The organism is Exiguobacterium sp. s11, assembly GCF_018619015.1.
Lineage (GTDB): Bacteria > Bacillota > Bacilli > Exiguobacteriales > Exiguobacteriaceae > Exiguobacterium_A > Exiguobacterium_A indicum.
Genome location: NZ_JACSNF010000001.1, coordinates 636,686 through 653,066 on the forward strand (window position 1 = coordinate 636,686; position 16,381 = coordinate 653,066).

At 46.5% G+C, this 16,381-nt stretch carries 21 protein-coding genes; 4 read left to right on the forward strand and 17 right to left on the reverse strand.

The genetic code is table 11. The annotated features are described in order from the left end of the window. Positions 1 to 67 precede the first annotated feature (67 nt). Together rpmF and KNQ12_RS03610 are read right to left on the reverse strand one after the other, a co-directional pair. Complete coding sequence (gene rpmF, locus KNQ12_RS03605; protein ID WP_012370841.1) at positions 68 to 241, reverse strand: 50S ribosomal protein L32; 174 nt, start codon at positions 239 to 241, stop codon at positions 68 to 70. A gap of 46 nt (positions 242 to 287) precedes the next feature. Further along, complete coding sequence (locus tag KNQ12_RS03610) at positions 288 to 812, reverse strand: YceD family protein (RefSeq protein WP_023468813.1); 525 nt, start codon at positions 810 to 812, stop codon at positions 288 to 290. A gap of 156 nt (positions 813 to 968) precedes the next feature. Here KNQ12_RS03610 and KNQ12_RS03615 point away from each other — a divergent pair, with 156 nt between their 5' ends. Further along, a complete protein-coding gene (locus tag KNQ12_RS03615) occupies positions 969 to 2,120 on the forward strand; it encodes a tRNA(Met) cytidine acetate ligase (RefSeq protein ID WP_214746391.1) in 1,152 nt (383 codons plus the stop codon). On the opposite strand, the gene KNQ12_RS03620 is transcribed toward KNQ12_RS03615, so the two are convergent. The 5 genes from KNQ12_RS03620 to KNQ12_RS03640 are packed head-to-tail and all read right to left on the reverse strand — an operon-like array spanning position 2,093 to position 4,956. Next, on the reverse strand, positions 2,093 to 3,091 hold the full coding sequence (locus KNQ12_RS03620) for a SepM family pheromone-processing serine protease (protein WP_214746394.1): 999 nt from the start codon (positions 3,089 to 3,091) through the stop codon (positions 2,093 to 2,095). The two genes, KNQ12_RS03615 and KNQ12_RS03620, sit on opposite strands and share 28 nt — an antisense overlap. Continuing rightward, positions 3,091 to 3,582 carry a pantetheine-phosphate adenylyltransferase gene (coaD, locus tag KNQ12_RS03625; RefSeq protein ID WP_023468816.1) on the reverse strand — a complete coding sequence of 164 codons (492 nt, stop codon included), beginning with the start codon at positions 3,580 to 3,582 and terminating at the stop codon, positions 3,091 to 3,093. The genes KNQ12_RS03620 and coaD overlap by 1 nt, the downstream gene beginning before the upstream one ends. Continuing rightward, on the reverse strand, positions 3,579 to 4,160 hold the full coding sequence (rsmD, locus tag KNQ12_RS03630) for a 16S rRNA (guanine(966)-N(2))-methyltransferase RsmD (RefSeq protein ID WP_074668417.1): 582 nt from the start codon (positions 4,158 to 4,160) through the stop codon (positions 3,579 to 3,581). Before rsmD ends, coaD begins: the two co-directional genes overlap by 4 nt. A 46-nt stretch (positions 4,161 to 4,206) precedes the next feature. Then, a complete protein-coding gene (locus tag KNQ12_RS03635; protein ID WP_023468818.1) occupies positions 4,207 to 4,464 on the reverse strand; it encodes a YlbG family protein in 258 nt (85 codons plus the stop codon). Between the two features lie 24 nt (positions 4,465 to 4,488). Next, entirely contained in the window at positions 4,489 to 4,956 is a 468-nt protein-coding gene (locus KNQ12_RS03640) for a YlbF/YmcA family competence regulator (protein ID WP_217448912.1), read from the reverse strand. A gap of 74 nt (positions 4,957 to 5,030) precedes the next feature. Here KNQ12_RS03640 and KNQ12_RS03645 point away from each other — a divergent pair, with 74 nt between their 5' ends. Next, on the forward strand, positions 5,031 to 5,798 hold the full coding sequence (locus KNQ12_RS03645; RefSeq protein ID WP_251137741.1) for an ATP-grasp domain-containing protein: 768 nt from the start codon (positions 5,031 to 5,033) through the stop codon (positions 5,796 to 5,798). A gap of 110 nt (positions 5,799 to 5,908) precedes the next feature. After that, positions 5,909 to 6,259 (forward strand): YugN family protein, encoded by a 351-nt coding sequence (locus tag KNQ12_RS03650; RefSeq protein WP_023468821.1) that lies wholly within the window; start codon positions 5,909 to 5,911, stop codon positions 6,257 to 6,259. Positions 6,260 to 6,404: 145 nt separating this feature from the next. Here the strand turns inward: KNQ12_RS03650 and KNQ12_RS03655 are convergent, their stop codons facing one another. The 9 genes from KNQ12_RS03655 to cyoE all read right to left on the reverse strand — a co-directional run bounded on the left by KNQ12_RS03655 (position 6,405) and on the right by cyoE (position 13,698). Next, entirely contained in the window at positions 6,405 to 6,662 is a 258-nt protein-coding gene (locus KNQ12_RS03655) for a hypothetical protein (RefSeq protein ID WP_023468822.1), read from the reverse strand. 6 nt (positions 6,663 to 6,668) lie between these two features. Beyond that, positions 6,669 to 7,274, reverse strand: a complete 606-nt coding sequence (locus KNQ12_RS03660; protein ID WP_050677540.1) for an SCO family protein — start codon at positions 7,272 to 7,274, stop codon at positions 6,669 to 6,671. Between the two features lie 12 nt (positions 7,275 to 7,286). Further along, positions 7,287 to 7,748: a DUF420 domain-containing protein gene (locus KNQ12_RS03665; RefSeq protein WP_023468824.1), complete on the reverse strand. Its 462-nt coding sequence runs from the start codon at positions 7,746 to 7,748 to the stop codon at positions 7,287 to 7,289. 18 nt (positions 7,749 to 7,766) lie between these two features. After that, entirely contained in the window at positions 7,767 to 8,672 is a 906-nt protein-coding gene (ctaG, locus tag KNQ12_RS03670) for a cytochrome c oxidase assembly factor CtaG (protein ID WP_023468825.1), read from the reverse strand. A gap of 131 nt (positions 8,673 to 8,803) precedes the next feature. After that, on the reverse strand, positions 8,804 to 9,133 hold the full coding sequence (locus KNQ12_RS03675) for a cytochrome C oxidase subunit IV family protein (RefSeq protein ID WP_023468826.1): 330 nt from the start codon (positions 9,131 to 9,133) through the stop codon (positions 8,804 to 8,806). Position 9,134: 1 nt separating this feature from the next. After that, on the reverse strand, positions 9,135 to 9,764 hold the full coding sequence (locus KNQ12_RS03680; protein WP_023468827.1) for a cytochrome c oxidase subunit 3: 630 nt from the start codon (positions 9,762 to 9,764) through the stop codon (positions 9,135 to 9,137). 1 nt (position 9,765) lies between these two features. Beyond that, complete coding sequence (ctaD, locus tag KNQ12_RS03685; RefSeq protein ID WP_029342162.1) at positions 9,766 to 11,634, reverse strand: cytochrome c oxidase subunit I; 1,869 nt, start codon at positions 11,632 to 11,634, stop codon at positions 9,766 to 9,768. 35 nt (positions 11,635 to 11,669) lie between these two features. Continuing rightward, positions 11,670 to 12,701, reverse strand: coding sequence for a cytochrome c oxidase subunit II (gene coxB, locus KNQ12_RS03690; protein ID WP_214746400.1), 1,032 nt, complete (start codon positions 12,699 to 12,701; stop codon positions 11,670 to 11,672). Positions 12,702 to 12,765: 64 nt separating this feature from the next. Then, positions 12,766 to 13,698, reverse strand: a complete 933-nt coding sequence (gene cyoE, locus KNQ12_RS03695; protein ID WP_023468830.1) for a heme o synthase — start codon at positions 13,696 to 13,698, stop codon at positions 12,766 to 12,768. A 325-nt stretch (positions 13,699 to 14,023) separates the two neighbouring features. Here cyoE and KNQ12_RS03700 point away from each other — a divergent pair, with 325 nt between their 5' ends. Then, the gene (locus KNQ12_RS03700) at positions 14,024 to 14,917 is read left to right on the forward strand and encodes a COX15/CtaA family protein (RefSeq protein WP_023468831.1); all 894 of its coding nucleotides are present in this window, start codon (positions 14,024 to 14,026) and stop codon (positions 14,915 to 14,917) included. A 47-nt stretch (positions 14,918 to 14,964) separates the two neighbouring features. Here KNQ12_RS03700 and KNQ12_RS03705 read toward each other — a convergent pair whose 3' ends face one another. Further along, a complete protein-coding gene (locus tag KNQ12_RS03705; RefSeq protein ID WP_214746403.1) occupies positions 14,965 to 16,320 on the reverse strand; it encodes a cryptochrome/photolyase family protein in 1,356 nt (451 codons plus the stop codon). Positions 16,321 to 16,381: the final 61 nt, after the last annotated feature.

Genomic DNA, 16,381 nt, shown 5'->3' on the forward strand with positions numbered 1-16,381 from the left:
TCATGAAAAAAGCGACCTTAAAACCGATTTCTCGATTTGAAGGTCGCTTTTATACCGATCAATCAGCTTATTTGCTGACGATTTCTTTACCTTTGTACGAGCCACATGCTTTACAAACGCGGTGTGAAAGTTTCATTTCACCACAGTTTGGGCACTCGACCATACCTGGTACACGGAGTTTGAAATGAGTACGGCGAAGACGTTTGCGTGTTTTCGACGTTCTGCGGAATGGTACTGCCATCGTTGTCCACCTCCTTGAAAAAATACACTCGCCTTTACTTCAGAAATCAGGAATCCTGATCTTTTTTAAAGAACTGAGCGAGACCCGCGAGTCGCGGATCGATTTTTGGTTCGGTTTCCTCTGGATCTTCTTCAGAAAGAATCGTCCAGCCTTCCCCCTCAACCAACTGATTCTCTTCATCATCCCCATGCACTTGCACTGGCACATGAAGTAAAATCAATTCTTGCACGAGCGGTCGAAGATCGACCGTATTCCCGATCGGCACGTTGATGTCATCTGCTTCGTTCGAAACAGCATCGACCTCGAGCAGGAATGGCTCGATGGATTCAATCTCGAATGGATAAGCGACGTCATTTAGCGTCCGGGCATCCGGAAGCGTCATTTCGCCGGTAATCCGAAGATTGAATATTAATTGATTCGATGTAAACGATGCATTTGCACGAACGTGCACAGGTTGCACCGCCCGGATATCCGGATGGAGGGCGACTAGCTCATTGAGCTCGATCGTCTCGTTAACCTGAAGTTGACCCAGATTGCGCAATTTATTCAATTGCATCAGGGACCATTTCATCCGAATCACCTCAATTGCAACAATATGAATTATAGAGAGGACATCTTGTTTTGTCAATGTTTTTTCTTTACACTGAAATCGCTAGAGAACGAACACTTTTGGACGTCTTTATCCATATTACCGCACTTAATTCGGTTTGCAAAGGAGAAAGTTTTCATGAGGATGACAGCTATCATTTCAGAGTACAATCCGTTTCATAACGGACACTATTATCAAGCGACGACAGCACGACGAGAAACGGATGCCGACGTCATCGTCGCCATCATGAGCGGGACGTTCATGCAGCGTGGTGAGCCCGCCTTTACGGATAAGTGGACACGTGCTCAGGCAGCCGTCGCGAGCGGTGCCATCGATCTCGTTCTTGAACTTCCCTTCTATTTTGCTGTCCAGCGTGCTGATCGCTTTGCACTCGGTGGTGTGACGATTGCCGAGACAATCGGCTGTCAGTCGCTTTCGTTTGGAAGCGAGTGCGGAGATATCGAACCTTTTCTGCATGCAGCAGCGGAACAGATCGAAGAGACACCTGCATACAAGCAAGCGTTACACGATGGTTTGGCATCTGGTCTCTCTTCTGCTCACGCCGCTAGTCTAGCATTCAAGAGCGTCTCAGGAACTCTTGATTTGACACAACCGAACAATACGCTTGGCTATTATTACGCTCGCGCCGCAAATACCCTATCGCTTCACACGACGAAACGGATTGGAAGTGGCTACCACGACTTATCAACCGGAGACATCATGAGCGCCACCGCGATACGCGCCCATCATCAGACGCACGGTCAGCTGCTCGCACTTCCTGAACAGACGGAAGACGTCTTAGCAAACGCCTCTTTCGCCAACTTTTCGCACTATTATCCGTGGATTCGACAACGTCTACTAACGACTCCAGTACCCGAGTTGATGCGAATCGCTGGGATCGACGCTTCGTTAGCACCACGACTCATCGAAGGGGCTAAACAAGCAACGACGTTCGACACCTTTCTGAATCACGTCAAAACACGCCGTTATACGCGGACGAGCCTGCAACGTGCCTTGATCTATCTATTGACCTCAACGACGGCAGAGGAGGTCGCACGGATTGATTACGACCATGTTGATTTCGTTCGTCCCCTCGCCTTTTCAGAACGAGGACGACAGGCACTCAAAACCATCAAAACGCGGACTACCGTCTTCAGTACCTTCACGAGTCATCCTTGGCTAACGAAAGAAAGCCAAGTGACAGCTGCATATGCACTGCCCTTGGCTCGCTACGACGCGTTGCTTGAACACCGTCGCTTTCCTTATTTCGCTGGAAGTTCTTCTAAATAATCAATCGCATCTTCGACTGTCTTGATCGGAACGAGCTTCATGTTCGTTCCGAGTTTTTTGATGGATGGTTTTGCTTCTTTGTAGTTCTCTCCTGCTGGTACGAACATGATTTCTGCTTCTGCCTCGTCTGCAGCGACCACCTTTTGCCACGCTCCACCGATTGGTCCCACCTTGCCACCTTCTTCAATGGTTCCTGTGCCGGCGATTTTATGCCCTTTCGCCAAATCTCCCGGCGTCAATTGATCATAGATTTCAAGAGTGAACATCATTCCTGCAGAAGGTCCCCCGACGTCTTCGACCTGAAACGCAATCTCAGGATCCGTCGTCACGTTCGAGATCGGAAGCGGTTCGTAAATACCTAGTCCGACTCGCTTGACCTCTTTAGATAACTGATCCACTCGAATCGTCGTCTTCTTGTCTTCCGATTTACGCGTGAACTGAATCGGAACAGCTGTTTTGGCTTTTTTCGCTTGAATCGTCTTCATGAAACCTTCAAATGACGTAATCGGTTTTCCGTCAACACTTGTAATCCGATCCCCTGCCTTCAGTTTCCCCTCGGCTGGACCACCGGGAATGACGCCGGAGACGTAGACTCCTTCGAAATCGACATCGACCTTTTGATCCGCCAATTCATACGCTTCGATCGTTGCGTTATGTTGCGCTTCTTCCATATACAGCTTCTGACGCGTTTCATACTGCGCGTCCGACTCGCCGTCGTACAGATAATCACTTACACTCGATGTTTCGGAGAACGGTAGAAATAAGCTTTCAATGAGAAAGTAAGGCGTTGCCCGGCGTTGTGCGATCGTCAGCATCATCAAATCTCCCGGTTCCTTGTCGCCTCCAGATACTTCAATCAAATCTTCCGTCGACGTCGCGTCACCCGGATAGGAGATGAAATAAGGAAGTGGTAAGAAAAATATGATCAAGGCAGCGATGATCGCTGCTAAGGCAGGTTTCCAAGCTTTCATCACAGTTCTCCTTTCGCATATTTCTGACGTAGCGCCTCTTCGACGGAAGGCGGTACGAGATCGGCAACGGAAGCACCATATTTGGCAGCTTCCTTGACGATTGAAGAACTCAAGAAGGAATACTGATTATTCGTCATCATGAATAGTGTCTCGATTTGATCGTTCATCTTCTTGTTGATAGAAGCGACTTGCATTTCGTATTCAAAGTCCGAAACTGCTCGTAGACCGCGTACGATCGCGGTTGCTCCGACTTCCGCCGCATAATCGACCAGTAGACCATTAAAGGAATCCACCTTGATTTGAGGTAGGTGCGATGTCACATCGGCAATTAACTCCATCCGTTCCTGGACAGAAAAGAGTGGTTGCTTCGAAGAATTATTCAGTACGGCAACGATGATCTCATCAAAAATCGGAACGGCACGCTCGATGATGTCTAAATGTCCGTTCGTGATCGGATCAAAGCTACCTGGGCAAATGGCGATTCGTTTCATTCGTGGTCTTCCTCCGCTTCCATGAATTCGTACAATGTAATCGAGATGACAGCGGAATAACGAAGTCGACGCACGACTTCTAGTCGTCCGATCTGGTCCGGTAATTCAACCGCTGAGTCATGTTCACAGACGATGACACCATTGTCCGTCAACATATTGTGTTGCTCTATGTACGTGACATGTTCCGTCAATCGCTCTTTTGCATAGGGAGGGTCTAGATAAATCAACTTAAACGGCTCTTCAGATGCGAGTTCCGTTAAAGCGATCGCTACATCTTTTTTTAAAACACGTGCTTGGTCCGTATAGCGCGTCGTTCGTAAATTATCTTGGATCGTTTGGATCGCTTTATGGTGTTGGTCGACGAACACCGCCTCATCGCATCCTCTTGAAAGAGATTCAATCCCAAGACCACCGCTCCCCGCAAACAGATCCAGTGCTCGTCCTCCGTTGAAATAAGGACCGATGACGTTGAATAAGGATTCTTTTACCTTATCAGTCGTCGGTCGTGTTTGATCCCCTGGCACTGCTTTTAATCGTGTACCTTTCCGTTCCCCTGAAATGACTCGCATTTCCTTCATTCCTTTCAACAAAGAAGCGACGAGGATGTCCTCATCGCTCCATGGATTATGCTTCTTCTGGCATTTTACCTTTTTTGTTCGCGAACGTCTCCGTGATGAACGGTCGTTCTGAACGTTTAATAGATTCGACGAACGGGAGAGTCGAAATGACTTCCATCACCTGTTCATGCTGATCTAAATCGACATACAGATGAACGTATCGTTCACGTTTAGACGTAAAGTAGACGTTCCCGTAACGGCGTAATTGACGGGATGCTTTCATCGCATTGACATAGACGATGAGTCCCACTCGTTCCTTGATCACGCCAGCCTACCCCCTTCACCTTCGTTATCCGCTACAGCTACAGCTGCCACCGGTCGAACAACCTCCAGCGCATCCTTGATCGAAGAAAGGATTTCCCGTCGGTACTTTAATTTGCGGCGATACTTCTCCAGCGAGCTTCAGACTGATTTGTCCGAGTAACGTCTCGAGTTGTTTTTCCGCCTTTTTAAACTGCGCGACTTCCTCTTGTAAATCAAGTCGCCGTTTGACTTCATGGACCCTTTTCGTGATCGTCTGATAGTCAGGATGATACCGTCCGAATCGCTGTACGAGTTCGTAGTCCTCCTTGACTTGATGAAAATCGCGAATGACAGCCTGTGCCTCTGTTGACTCTTGCTGTGCTTGTTTCGCACATCTATATGCTTGCCCCGTTTCACTTTGAGCGAGAGATCGAATGAGGTCTTCCGCTGCGTTGATGAGGTCAATCGTCTTATCGGTATATATCACAACGAATCTCCTCCTTAACTTTACCATCTTATCATAACATTTCTCTCCCTCCTAGCCTGTTGAATTGTGTATAATTTGTTCAGAAGGAAGGAATGAACTTTATGCAACTGCTCTCTTTTAATATGTTCCGGACGATTGGAATCAAGACGGAACATGCCAAATCAGATTATCACTTTGATTCCTTAAAAAAAATCGAACAGGCGGATGTCGTCCTGTTCCCGGAATACTGGCAAATCCACTCAATCATCTACGGGATGAAAAAACCGATCTTCCCGTCGGCTGCTACGTTCCACTTAGGTCATGATAAGATCGAGATGACGCGGATTTTTCAAACCGTCATTCCGGATAACATCCCTCGGACCCGCATCTATGGAAAAAATGAATTCACCGTCGAACGTGTCTTACGTGAATTCTCGTTTCCGTTCGTTGCGAAGACAGTCCGTAGCTCCATGGGACAAGGTGTCCATCTCATCAAAAATGAAACAGACTGGAAGAAATACACGGATACACACGAGACGTTCTACATTCAGGAGTACATTCCGAATGAGAAGGACTTACGTGTCGTCGTCGTCGGTGATCAAGTCCTTGCTGCGTACTGGCGCGTCGGTGGTGCTCAGTTCTTAAATAACGTCGCTCAAGGTGGTGTCCTTGATTTTGATGATGTGCCACAAGGGGCAATCGACTTCGTGCTCGCGCTCGCGAAACAGCTCGATATCGATCACGCCGGTTTTGACCTCATCATCCGTGACGGACAGTGGTACGTTCTTGAGTTCAATGTCTTCTTCGGTGGGGAAGGTCTCAATCACCTTGGTATCCACGCACCGGATACGATTCTTGAATATGTCGAACGAAAATATGGAAGTTCATGAATTCTTCAAAATGACTTCACATCTTTTACGTCATCGTTTCATTCATTATGGTATGATAGTTTGGAAAGACTAGTATCTACTAGCAAACTGGGGTATAGGGGGATTCAAACATGAAGTTTGAACAATATGGCATCGAAGGCAAGGAACTGAAGTTCGGTCTTCTCGAAACAATCATGGAACATCACCGCTTCGTTCGTGAAGGACAGTGGGATTACGAACGCGCGATGTACGACATGAAATATGAAAAACAATCAACAGGTGAAGTATTCTACCTGCGTGTTCCTGTCTATGCGATCCAAGGCGAGATTGAAGACCGCCATGCTGTCGTTCGTATGATGACACCACTTCTCGGTAAACACTACTATCCACACGGTGTCGAGTATGATGAGACGTTCCCTCCGGAAATCGTCAAAGACTGCGAACGTCGTTTAGCAGCATTGCTCGAAACACTCGAAAAATAAGATCCACACGCAGAGGTTCCAATGAGGAGCCTCTATTTTTTGTTCTTCATTCCAAACAAAAAAGCTAACGACCTCGCATCATCCACGAAATCATTAGCTGTTCTGTCCACCTGATTGTTATTCTTTAATACACGCGAAATCGCTTTTAACGCGCGACGAATTGTACATAAGATACGACATCGTCTCCGAGCTGAATCCCAAGCTGCTCGCGTACATGAAGATAAAGCGCGTGAAGTGACGTTGCCGGTGCATTGACCTTTACACTAAATGCAATCTCTTCCCGGTCCATCCGTTTGATCCGGGAGTGATGGATTCCATAATCCTCGATCGCACAAGCAAGTAATTCCTCGATGGCTTGAATAGAGACGGTAACATCTCCTTGCATGTACTCTTCATAAGTCATCTACCTTCACTCCTTTGCTAATTGTGTGACCGAAGACATGACCTCTTCTAAGTCGACCGGTTCATCCGGTGTCTTCGCCATAGACGAAATCGCCCGTACTTTATTCTCACGGTCCAAAATGAACATTTGTGTTCCGTGTGTCACCAAGCCACTCTCAGCCTTCGAGTAATAGAAATTCAACTGACGTGTCAGACGATCGATGACGACTGGATCTCCCGTCAATACTTTCCATCCCTTAGCATCCGCTTCAAAGTTCGAAGCATACTTTTTCAAGACTTTCGGTGTATCCACTTTTGGATCAACTGTCACAGCGACAAGTTCGACGTCATTTCCGTATAACTCTTCACTCCGAAGCTTCTTCTCAAGCTTTCGGTAATCATTCAACGTCAACGGACAAATATCAGGACAGTTCGAGTAGAAGAACGTCAACACTTTGACTTTTCCGTCTTCCGAATTGAATGATTTTCCGTCTACGGCATTCGTTAATTCAAATGGTGTCGGTTCAGCGATGACAGGTAACTTTTCTTTCATGAAGAAATAATAATATCCCCCGGCTGCCGCAACTAAGATAAGGACGACGGCAGCGACCGTCAAGTAACTATTCTTTTTCAAGTTGGCTCCCCCTTAATGACTCCAGATTGCCCGGAATACGTTCGTCGTCTCACCCGGATCGTAGACGACATATAGTAAGCAATACACGATCACACCAGTAATGGCTGTCAAAAACCAAACGATTGAGGCAACCGGTCCGATTTTACGGTGACGTGCAAAGTTCTTCTTATACGCGTGATAGAGTGCCATCAAACCGAGCACCCCACCAGATGTCGCAAGAAGAATGTGGAAGATCAAGAATCCTGTGTAGTAAGCTTTGACGGACTCTGGACCGCCAAAGGCTGTGTTACCGAGCAGAATCGTCCGCAAGGCATACATGATGAAGAATAATAAAGCGAGTGCAGCTGCAATCGTCATCACGGTTTGGTGAGCTTTCATGTTACGACGCGTTTGGGCGATCAAAAACCAGCCAATCGCTACGAAAATCGCACTGATGACAATCAGCGACACACAAATCAACGGCAAATAACTCATGTTCCAACTTCCTCCAATTTAATCCGCTTTTGGTGTGAAGGACATGCCTTCATCCACGGCAGTACTTTTTGAACGGCGCACCCATGTAAAGAAGGTCAGTCCGAAGAATAGACCATACACGAGTTCTTGACCGAGCTTCATGAGGACACCACCAAAGCGTTGGTCCTCTAATAAGTCATCTGTCGTTCCGAGCAATCGTTCCAGGTTCAATCCGCTTAAATCATTGTTCGGCATACAGTAAGCGAGTACTTTCGCGAACGTAGCTGGATCCTGATACGCTTGATACTGAAAACTTTGACTGAAGATCATGAAGGCACAGGCTGGTGTCAACAACACACCATTCGCTACGATGTAGACCATCTTCTTCAGGTCAGAAAGGCTGTCCGCCTCATTGACCGGTGCGATGATCGGATACCACATCGTCATACTCAAGAAAATCAATGTTCCGTGGAACAGACGGTGAACGGTATAGTTCGTCAAGACATAATCAAAAATAAATGGCATGTGATAGAACGTAAACAAGGCATTAAAGACGACAAGTGCAATCAACGGCTTGATGAAGAAGCGAAGAATTCTTCCAAGATACGGTGTATCGAACAAGCGCTTATAAAGCCACTCTGGTATCGCAATCAACAAGAGCGGCGGTGCGACCATATAGACGAATACCATCTGCAGCATATGTGCTGAGAACGTGATATGTGCTAGCAGGTCTAACGGACTTCCAAAACCGATGTAAAAAACGATCAATGCCGCGAGCATCGAAAACTTTTGCCCAAGCGTTGTTTCCGGCTCATCCGGACGACGCAACTTTTCTGTCACGACAGCATATAGGATATACAATCCAACGAGTATCAACGCATAATACGGACTCCATAAGACAGTCCATTCGAATTGCGAAAGTGCTCCCCTTAAATTGCCTAACATATTTTTTCACCCCGTTCCTTTCTCTTACAAACTAAGATTACCGTTCCCCTATTTCATTGTAAAGGTTTCTCATAAAACGATTCCAAAATAAAAGACCATCCTGCTAAACGTTAGCAGAATGGTCACATTTCTTACCAGATCAACAGACGAAGCGTCGCAACGATCGTCAAGGCGACGAATACACCGAGACCCATCATGACTTTGATCCATGTGTTGCCTTTGTTGTTCATATGCATGAACATGTAAAGCTGCAGGTAAACCTGAACGATTGCCATGATGATCAAGAAACCACCAGCTGCCCAGTGCGGCATGAGATCAGCCATGACAGCACCGAAAGCGATGAGCGTCAAGAAAATCATGAGTGCGAAACTGATGAGTTGCAGTTGTGTCTCACGACCACGTTCTGCTTTCATCTCAAGCTCGATTTGATTGCGCGTAAGTTGCGGTTCGTGTTTTTCCATCTTATTTCACCATCCCCATGAGGTAGACGACTGAGAAGATAAAGACCCAGACGACGTCAATGAAGTGCCAGTAAAGACTTGAAACATAGTACTTCGGCGCATTCACGACCGTGATGCCACGGTTCCAGTTCCGGATGAGCAATGTCGAGATCCAGAGAAGACCGAACAAGACGTGCGCACCGTGGAATCCGACGAGAGTGTAGAAGGCAGAACCAAATGCACTCGACGTGAACGTATGACCGATGTGGTAGTAGTGATTAAACTCATAAATCTCACCACTTAAGAATCCAAGACCGAGAAGCAATGTGATGATGAGCCAAAGCTTCATCTTTTTCACATCATTACGTTTCATTGCCATCATTGCAAGAACGCTTGTTAATGAACTCGTCAAGAGAAGCATCGTCATGATGAAGACGAGACCCATTTCAAAGATGTCATAACTGCGTAATCCTTCTTTTGCACCGGAGTTATGGAGACCGATGTATGTCCCGAAGAGAGAGGCGAACAAAGTCGTCTCTCCTCCAAGGAAGAACCAGAAGGCTACATATTTATTCTTACCCTCAAGTGTCGCTTTTTCAACATGATCCGGAATACCCGTGATCGGGTTATTCGGTACTGAATGATGACCCATCTTACTTCGCCTCCTTTTCTGCTTCAAGGCGTAGATCTTCTTCGACGACTGATTTCGGGATGTAGTATCCTTCATCGTCAATCCAAGAACGGAAGAACATCGCGATCAATGTCATCGCAAGACCAATCAAGGCAACGACGAGACCAACAGTTCCATAGTCTAGGCGAAGAATAAATCCGAGACCTGCAAGGAATAGACCGACTGACATGACGAATGGCAAGATCGTGTTATTCGGCATGTGGATATCGCCGACTTCTTCCGATACAGAAACTGTTTTGTTTCCTGCCATTTTTTCGAGCCAATACGTATCCAAACCTTTGACGAGTGGGATTTGAGCGAAGTTATACTCTGGAGTTGGAACTGGAAGTGTCCACTCAAGTGTACGTCCATCTCCCCAGACGTCGCGTTTTACATATTCTTTTGACATCAATGCTGCTGCAATCGAAATGACGAGAACGATCGTCGACACACCCATGAAGGCTGCCCCAATTGATGAAAGTAAGTTCATTGTTTCCCAGCCTTGGTTTGGCAAGTACGTGAAGACACGACGTGGCATACCTGTAAGACCAAGAATATGTTGCGGGAAGAACGTCAAGTGGAAGCCGATGAAGAACAACCAGAATTGAATTTTTCCCCAGAATTCGTTGAGCTGTTTCCCGAACATGAGTGGGAACCAGTAGTAAAGACCTGCGAAGAGACCGAAGACAACCCCACCAACGATAACGTAGTGGAAGTGAGCTACTACGAAGTAACTGTCATGGTACTGGTAATCGGCAGGTGCAACAGAAAGCATAACCCCTGTCATACCACCAACAAGGAATGATGGAATGAACGCGACCGAGTAAAGCATTGCGACTGGGAACGTCAACTTACCACCCCATAGCGTAAAGAGCCAGTTGAAGATTTTGACCCCTGTCGGTACAGCAATCGCCATCGTTGCTACGGCGAAGATCGCGTTTGCGACCGGACCGAGACCAACTGTGAACATGTGGTGGACCCATACCATGAATCCGAGGAAACCGATCAACATCGTCGCAAAGACCATCGTCGTGTAACCGAAGAGACGCTTACGAGCAAATGTAGGAATGATTTCAGAGAAAATACCGAATGCCGGTAAGATCAAGATATAAACTTCCGGGTGACCGAAGATCCAGAAGAGGTGTTCCCAGATGACGATGTTCCCGCCCGCTGCCGGGTCAAAGAAATGCGCTCCGAAGAGTCGCTCGAACGTCAAGAGGAACAATCCAACCGTAAGTGGTGGGAATGCGAAAACGATCAAGGCAGAAGCAACGAATGCTGTCCATGTGAAGAGCGGCATCCGCATCAGTTTCATACCTGGTGCACGCATGTTCAAAATCGTAACGAGGAAGTTAATCCCCCCCATAAGTGTACCGAAACCAGAAATCTGAAGACCCAATGCGTAGAAGTCTACACCGAGAGACTCAGGTACTGTCGAGAGTGGTGCGTATGCAGTCCACCCTGCGTTCGGTGCAGCGCCGAAGAACCAAGAAAGGTTCAACAAGACTCCACCGAAGAAGAACAACCAGAAACCAAGTGCATTCAAGAATGGGAACGCAACGTCACGTGCCCCGATTTGAAGCGGTACTGCTGCGTTCATGTATCCAATCAACATCGGCATCGCTGCCAAGAAGATCATCGTCGTACCGTGCATCGTGATCAATTGGTTAAAGAGTTCACCGCTGACGAAATCGTTCATCGGTTTAATCAATTGAAAACGAATCATTAGGGCTTCTACGCCACCGACTAGAAGGAAGAACAATCCAGACATGATGTAGAGAATCCCGATTTTCTTATGGTCGACTGTCGTTAGCCAGTCCATGATGCCGCTTTTTTTCTGCGGCATACCCATAGTATGTGTCCCCACTATGATTCCCCCTTAAAAAATTATTGGAGCTTTTTGTCCAATAGATAATCTGCCAATTCGCTCAATTCTTCATCGCTGATCTGATCTTCAGAGAATCCAGGCATTTTCGTACCTTGTTTCTCTTTTTGAGGATCGCGAATCCATTTTTCGAGGTTTTCTTTATCATGGTCGAGATAACCCGCGATACGTTGACGATCACCGAAGTTCGTCAAGCTAGGTGCGACTTTTCCGCCACCATGACAGCTGAGACAGTTCTGGGCATAGACTTTCTCACCAGTCGTCCAGTTCTTTTCATTCTTTTTATCAAACTGCTTCGTCTCTGCTTCTTTCGCAGCTTTCATATCTTTCAACCAGTTATCGTAGTCGTCTTGTTCAAGTGCAACGACTTTGAAGTCCATCAATGCGTGAGAAGGACCACACAACTCGGCACATTTACCGTAATAAGTGCCTGCTTCTTTTGCTTGTAACCACATTTCGTTCTCAAGACCTGGGTTCGTATCTGTTTTACCAGAAAGAGCTGGTACCCAGAATGAGTGAATGACGTCTTTAGACGTCAAGTTAACAGCAACACGTTTACCGACTGGAATGACAAGTTCTTGTCCTGTCGAAACACCTTTGTCTGGGTATTCGAACTCCCACCAGTAGAGGTTTGCTGTAACGTTGATTTGTTCGTTTTTCTTCGCTTCTTTTGCATCTGCGAGTTCAACCGTTGTTTTGATCGTCGGAATTGCAAGAACGATCAAAAGAAGAATCGGAATGACTGTCCAGATGATTTCAAGCGTATGGTTCCCTTCGACTTGCTTCGGAACCGTGTTATCACCTGATTTACGACGGAATTTCATAAGTACGTAAATATAAATGACGGCTACGATCGCAAGGACGAACAACATGACCCACAAGCTAAGCTTGATGATCTCAAGTTGCATCTCAGCGCCTTCTCCGCGAGGCTGTAGCGCAGACAATTCCGGAATTCCACAACCTGATAACATAAGTGCCATCAAGCCGATTGGAAGAAGCCGGAAGAGCATTTTTACTGATTTTTTCACAACCATCCCCACTTTCTTTGTCCCCAATTTTGTCTTTCGTAATGGTGTACGTGAATTATGTCAAATCGTTTTAGAGAGAAACGAGTACGACCGTCACGATCCAAGCCGTGAAATAAAACAGTGAGAAGAAGAACATCTTCGACGCCCATTTGATTTCGGCTTGTTCATCTTGGATCTTCAGACCTTTCAGTCCCATATAGAGCCAATATCCACCGAGCAATGCCATGACGATCATGTAGATGATGCCATAGTGTGCTAAGAGGAGTGATGATGGAATGAGTACTGCAATCCACCATACAATTTGTCGTTTCGTGATCGCGAATCCGTTTACGACAGGTAACATCGGGATACCTGCTGCCCGATACTCCTCTGTCCGTCGCATCGCGAGTGCAAGGAAATGTGGTGGTTGCCACACGAACATGATGAGGAATAAAATCCACGCATCAATGTGAAGCGTCGGAGTGACTGCCGCAAATCCAATGATTGGTGGCACAGCTCCTGATATACCACCTACGACTGTATTGATCGTGTGCGTCCGCTTTAACCACATCGTATAAATCACGACGTAAACGAATGATCCGATCAATCCGAACACTGCCGCCACATGGTTGACGATCAACAACAATACCGTACCGGTCGCAAGAATACCGAGTCCTAGTGCGAGTATCCGCTGTCCATCCATCTTCCCAGTAACGCTTGGTCTTCCCATCGTCCGTTCCATCTTGTAATCGATGTCCCGGTCAATGTAGTTATTGAGGTAGCAACTTCCGGCAATGACCAACCCACTCCCAAGAAGCGTCCACAGTAACATCCACTTGGTTTGCCATAAATACAACAGGACATCATCCGTTATGTACGATGCTGCTACGACATACCCCGCGAAGACCGTAATCAGATTGGCACGGACAATCCCCATTTTTGCTAGGGTAATATAGTCCTTGAATGTCGGCTGATCTGCTTGCTCGATCGCCATATCCAGTGCCTCTCCAGTAACTTTCGCCATGCTGTTCCCTCCTTTTCACCGTCTGCTTCCGTTTAGCACCTAGGCTTCACGTAATTTCTTCACAGAAATAACACAGACATGCCACGAAACACCCTTTTCTCTATAAAAGATACCACATATCGAGGACCGTGACGTATGAAAATACTTTCGACATAATGAACAAAATGTGAAATCTATGTGATTTTCATCACAGTTCACCATATTTACCTAATACTAGAATAGCGTTGTTCTAAAAGATTGCAACCCTTTCAGTACTTTTTATGCGATACTAGACCTATGGAAATCCATGTATTTCGTATTTTTTTAGAAAGGTGGTGTCCAAATCTTGAATCGAAAACTTTCGATGTTTTCAGCCTTCGTCACGTTTACGATGATGATCGTCTTACTGATGGGTGGGACAGTAACAAAAACGGATTCGGGAGATGGTTGCGGAACGGATTGGCCACTCTGTCACGGGGAACTCATTCCGACGAACCCAAGTGTTGAAACGATGATTGAATATAGTCACCGCGCTGTGACTGGAGTCGTTGGACTCTTAATCATCGCCTTATGTCTCTGGACGCTCGTTGCCTTCAAGGATCGATTAGATACGAAGATCTTTGCGTTTCTTGCTTTCATCTTCATGTTGATTCAATCGATCGTCGGTGCTGGAGCAGTCGTTTGGCAACAATCAGACCTCGTCATGGCGTTACATTTCGGAATCTCTTTGATTTCCTTTGCTTCGCTATTGATTTTGACACTGTTGATCATGGAGCGTCCGGGTCAGGAATTCAGGGAATCTGTCCCAGCATTCTTACGGAAGCTCTTGTACGGTCTACTCATCTATACGCTGATCGTCGTTTATACGGGTGCTTACGTACGCCACGTCGGGGCTACATATGCTTGCGTTGGTTGGCCTGTCTGTTCTCAACCTTCCATGACGTTCGAAGCGTGGGTGCAGATGATTCACCGAATCATGGCAGGATTACTGTTCCTGTTCACCTTATTCGTCCATGTCGTTGCGATTCGCTTAAAGCATCGGACGACAACGATTGGTATGGCGTTCGCGACGTTCTTCATCTCGTGCCAAGTCGCCACTGGGGCTTGGATCGTTCTTGGTGGACATGCAACGTATGTGCCGTTACTCCACGCCTTCTTGATCACATGTTACTTCGGGGTCTTATCTTACTTGACGTACCATGCATTCCGAACGCGTAAGGCAAATAGTCGTCTTCAATAAGGTCGTAAAAAAAGGATGTTCCTCACTTGAGGGACATCCTTTTTTCATTATTTGAATCGAGCAATCGCACGCTTTCGCGCTTCGTCATGTGCGACGATTGGTTCTGGATAGCCATAATCCTTGCGTTGTTCAGCAGTCGGTTCATGAATATACTGCTTTGATAAATCCTTGATTTCCGTGACATACTTTCGAATGAACGCTCCATCCTTATCGAACTTCTTCGATTGAGTCGTCGGATTGAAGACGCGGAAGTACGGGACGGCATCCGTTCCGACTGATGCTGCCCATTGCCAACCCCCGATGTTTGATGCCGCTTCATAATCAACGAGTTTCTGCTGGAAATATCGTTCGCCTTTCTGCCAATCGACCAACAAGTCTTTTGTCAGGAAAGAAGCGACGATCATCCGTAGACGATTATGCATCCACCCCGTTTGATTCAATTGCCGCATCGCTGCATCAACGATCGGATAGCCCGTCTTGCCTTCACACCACGCCTTGAAGCCCTCTTCATCTTCTTCCCATTCGATTTCCCGATATTGCGTATTGACGGCTTGTCGTTTTGATTCCGGGAAATGCATTAAAATCATGTAATAGAATTCACGCCAGATGAGTTCGGTGATGAAGGTCTGTTTCCCTTTTGATTCTTTTGCCTCCTGAACAGCCGCATAGACGGTCCGGATGCCGACTTCTCCAGTCCGTAAATAGCGAGAAAGTAAACTCGTACCGTCGACAGCAGGAAAATCACGGTTCTCTTCGTAATCTTCAAGCGATTGTTCGATGAATTTCTTCAAGCGTTGTTTCGCCTGCTTTTCACCAGGATGGAAGACGGTTTCCGACTCTGCCTTTTTAAAATAAGCGTTGATGAAACTATTATCGTGTTGACGCTTTTGATAATGATCCCGCAGCGTTTGCCATTTCACTTCATATGGTACAGGAATATCTTTTTTCATGAATGCATTCTTATATGGCGTGAATACTTTATAGAACTTTCCATCTTGCTTTTTAATGTCATGTGGATGAAGAAGATGCCGGTCTAGTAGTCGCTCCGTCTGACGATCTTTACGCTTTTTAATGATTTTTTCATCTCGCGTCTTGAATGGTTCGACATATTCCGCATTAAATAACAAAACGTCCGCATCACCAGTTGCGTCTAAGAAAGCCTGTTCATCGCCTTCGATGAAACGGATTGGCATCTCTTTCTCTTTGCAGGCATCAGAAAACATCTCGAGCGCTTGGAAGAAATATTGTTGCCGTGCTTCATATTCTCCGATGTAATCCGGATTGAGCCAAAAGACGAACTCGACCGTCGCCTTCGGATTTTCATTTAGTAATTCAACAGCACGTGCCAACATGTGGTTATCTTGTAATCGAAAATCACTTCGTACCCAACAAATAATGTTCAATCGTATCCTCTCCCACTACGTATTGAATGAAAAACAGGCAGCCCGCCGAGCGTGCGCCTGT

Coding starts and splice junctions, on each gene's coding strand:
- rsmD (WP_074668417.1), bottom strand. CDS start 4,160: ATGAAGGAAATGCGAGTCATTTCAGGGGAACGGAAAGGTACACGATTA.
- ctaD (WP_029342162.1), bottom strand. CDS start 11,634: ATGGGTATGCCGCAGAAAAAAAGCGGCATCATGGACTGGCTAACGACA.
- KNQ12_RS03620 (WP_214746394.1), bottom strand. CDS start 3,091: ATGAAAGCTTGGAAACCTGCCTTAGCAGCGATCATCGCTGCCTTGATC.
- KNQ12_RS03645 (WP_251137741.1), top strand. CDS start 5,031: ATGCAACTGCTCTCTTTTAATATGTTCCGGACGATTGGAATCAAGACG.
- ctaG (WP_023468825.1), bottom strand. CDS start 8,672: ATGTTAGGCAATTTAAGGGGAGCACTTTCGCAATTCGAATGGACTGTC.
- coaD (WP_023468816.1), bottom strand. CDS start 3,582: ATGAAACGAATCGCCATTTGCCCAGGTAGCTTTGATCCGATCACGAAC.
- rpmF (WP_012370841.1), bottom strand. CDS start 241: ATGGCAGTACCATTCCGCAGAACGTCGAAAACACGCAAACGTCTTCGC.
- KNQ12_RS03610 (WP_023468813.1), bottom strand. CDS start 812: ATGAAATGGTCCCTGATGCAATTGAATAAATTGCGCAATCTGGGTCAA.
- KNQ12_RS03680 (WP_023468827.1), bottom strand. CDS start 9,764: ATGGGTCATCATTCAGTACCGAATAACCCGATCACGGGTATTCCGGAT.
- coxB (WP_214746400.1), bottom strand. CDS start 12,701: ATGGTTGTGAAAAAATCAGTAAAAATGCTCTTCCGGCTTCTTCCAATC.
- KNQ12_RS03640 (WP_217448912.1), bottom strand. CDS start 4,956: ATGGTAAAGTTAAGGAGGAGATTCGTTGTGATATATACCGATAAGACG.
- KNQ12_RS03650 (WP_023468821.1), top strand. CDS start 5,909: ATGAAGTTTGAACAATATGGCATCGAAGGCAAGGAACTGAAGTTCGGT.
- KNQ12_RS03665 (WP_023468824.1), bottom strand. CDS start 7,748: ATGAGTTATTTGCCGTTGATTTGTGTGTCGCTGATTGTCATCAGTGCG.
- KNQ12_RS03655 (WP_023468822.1), bottom strand. CDS start 6,662: ATGACTTATGAAGAGTACATGCAAGGAGATGTTACCGTCTCTATTCAA.
- KNQ12_RS03615 (WP_214746391.1), top strand. CDS start 969: ATGAGGATGACAGCTATCATTTCAGAGTACAATCCGTTTCATAACGGA.
- KNQ12_RS03675 (WP_023468826.1), bottom strand. CDS start 9,133: ATGGAAAAACACGAACCGCAACTTACGCGCAATCAAATCGAGCTTGAG.
- cyoE (WP_023468830.1), bottom strand. CDS start 13,698: ATGGCGAAAGTTACTGGAGAGGCACTGGATATGGCGATCGAGCAAGCA.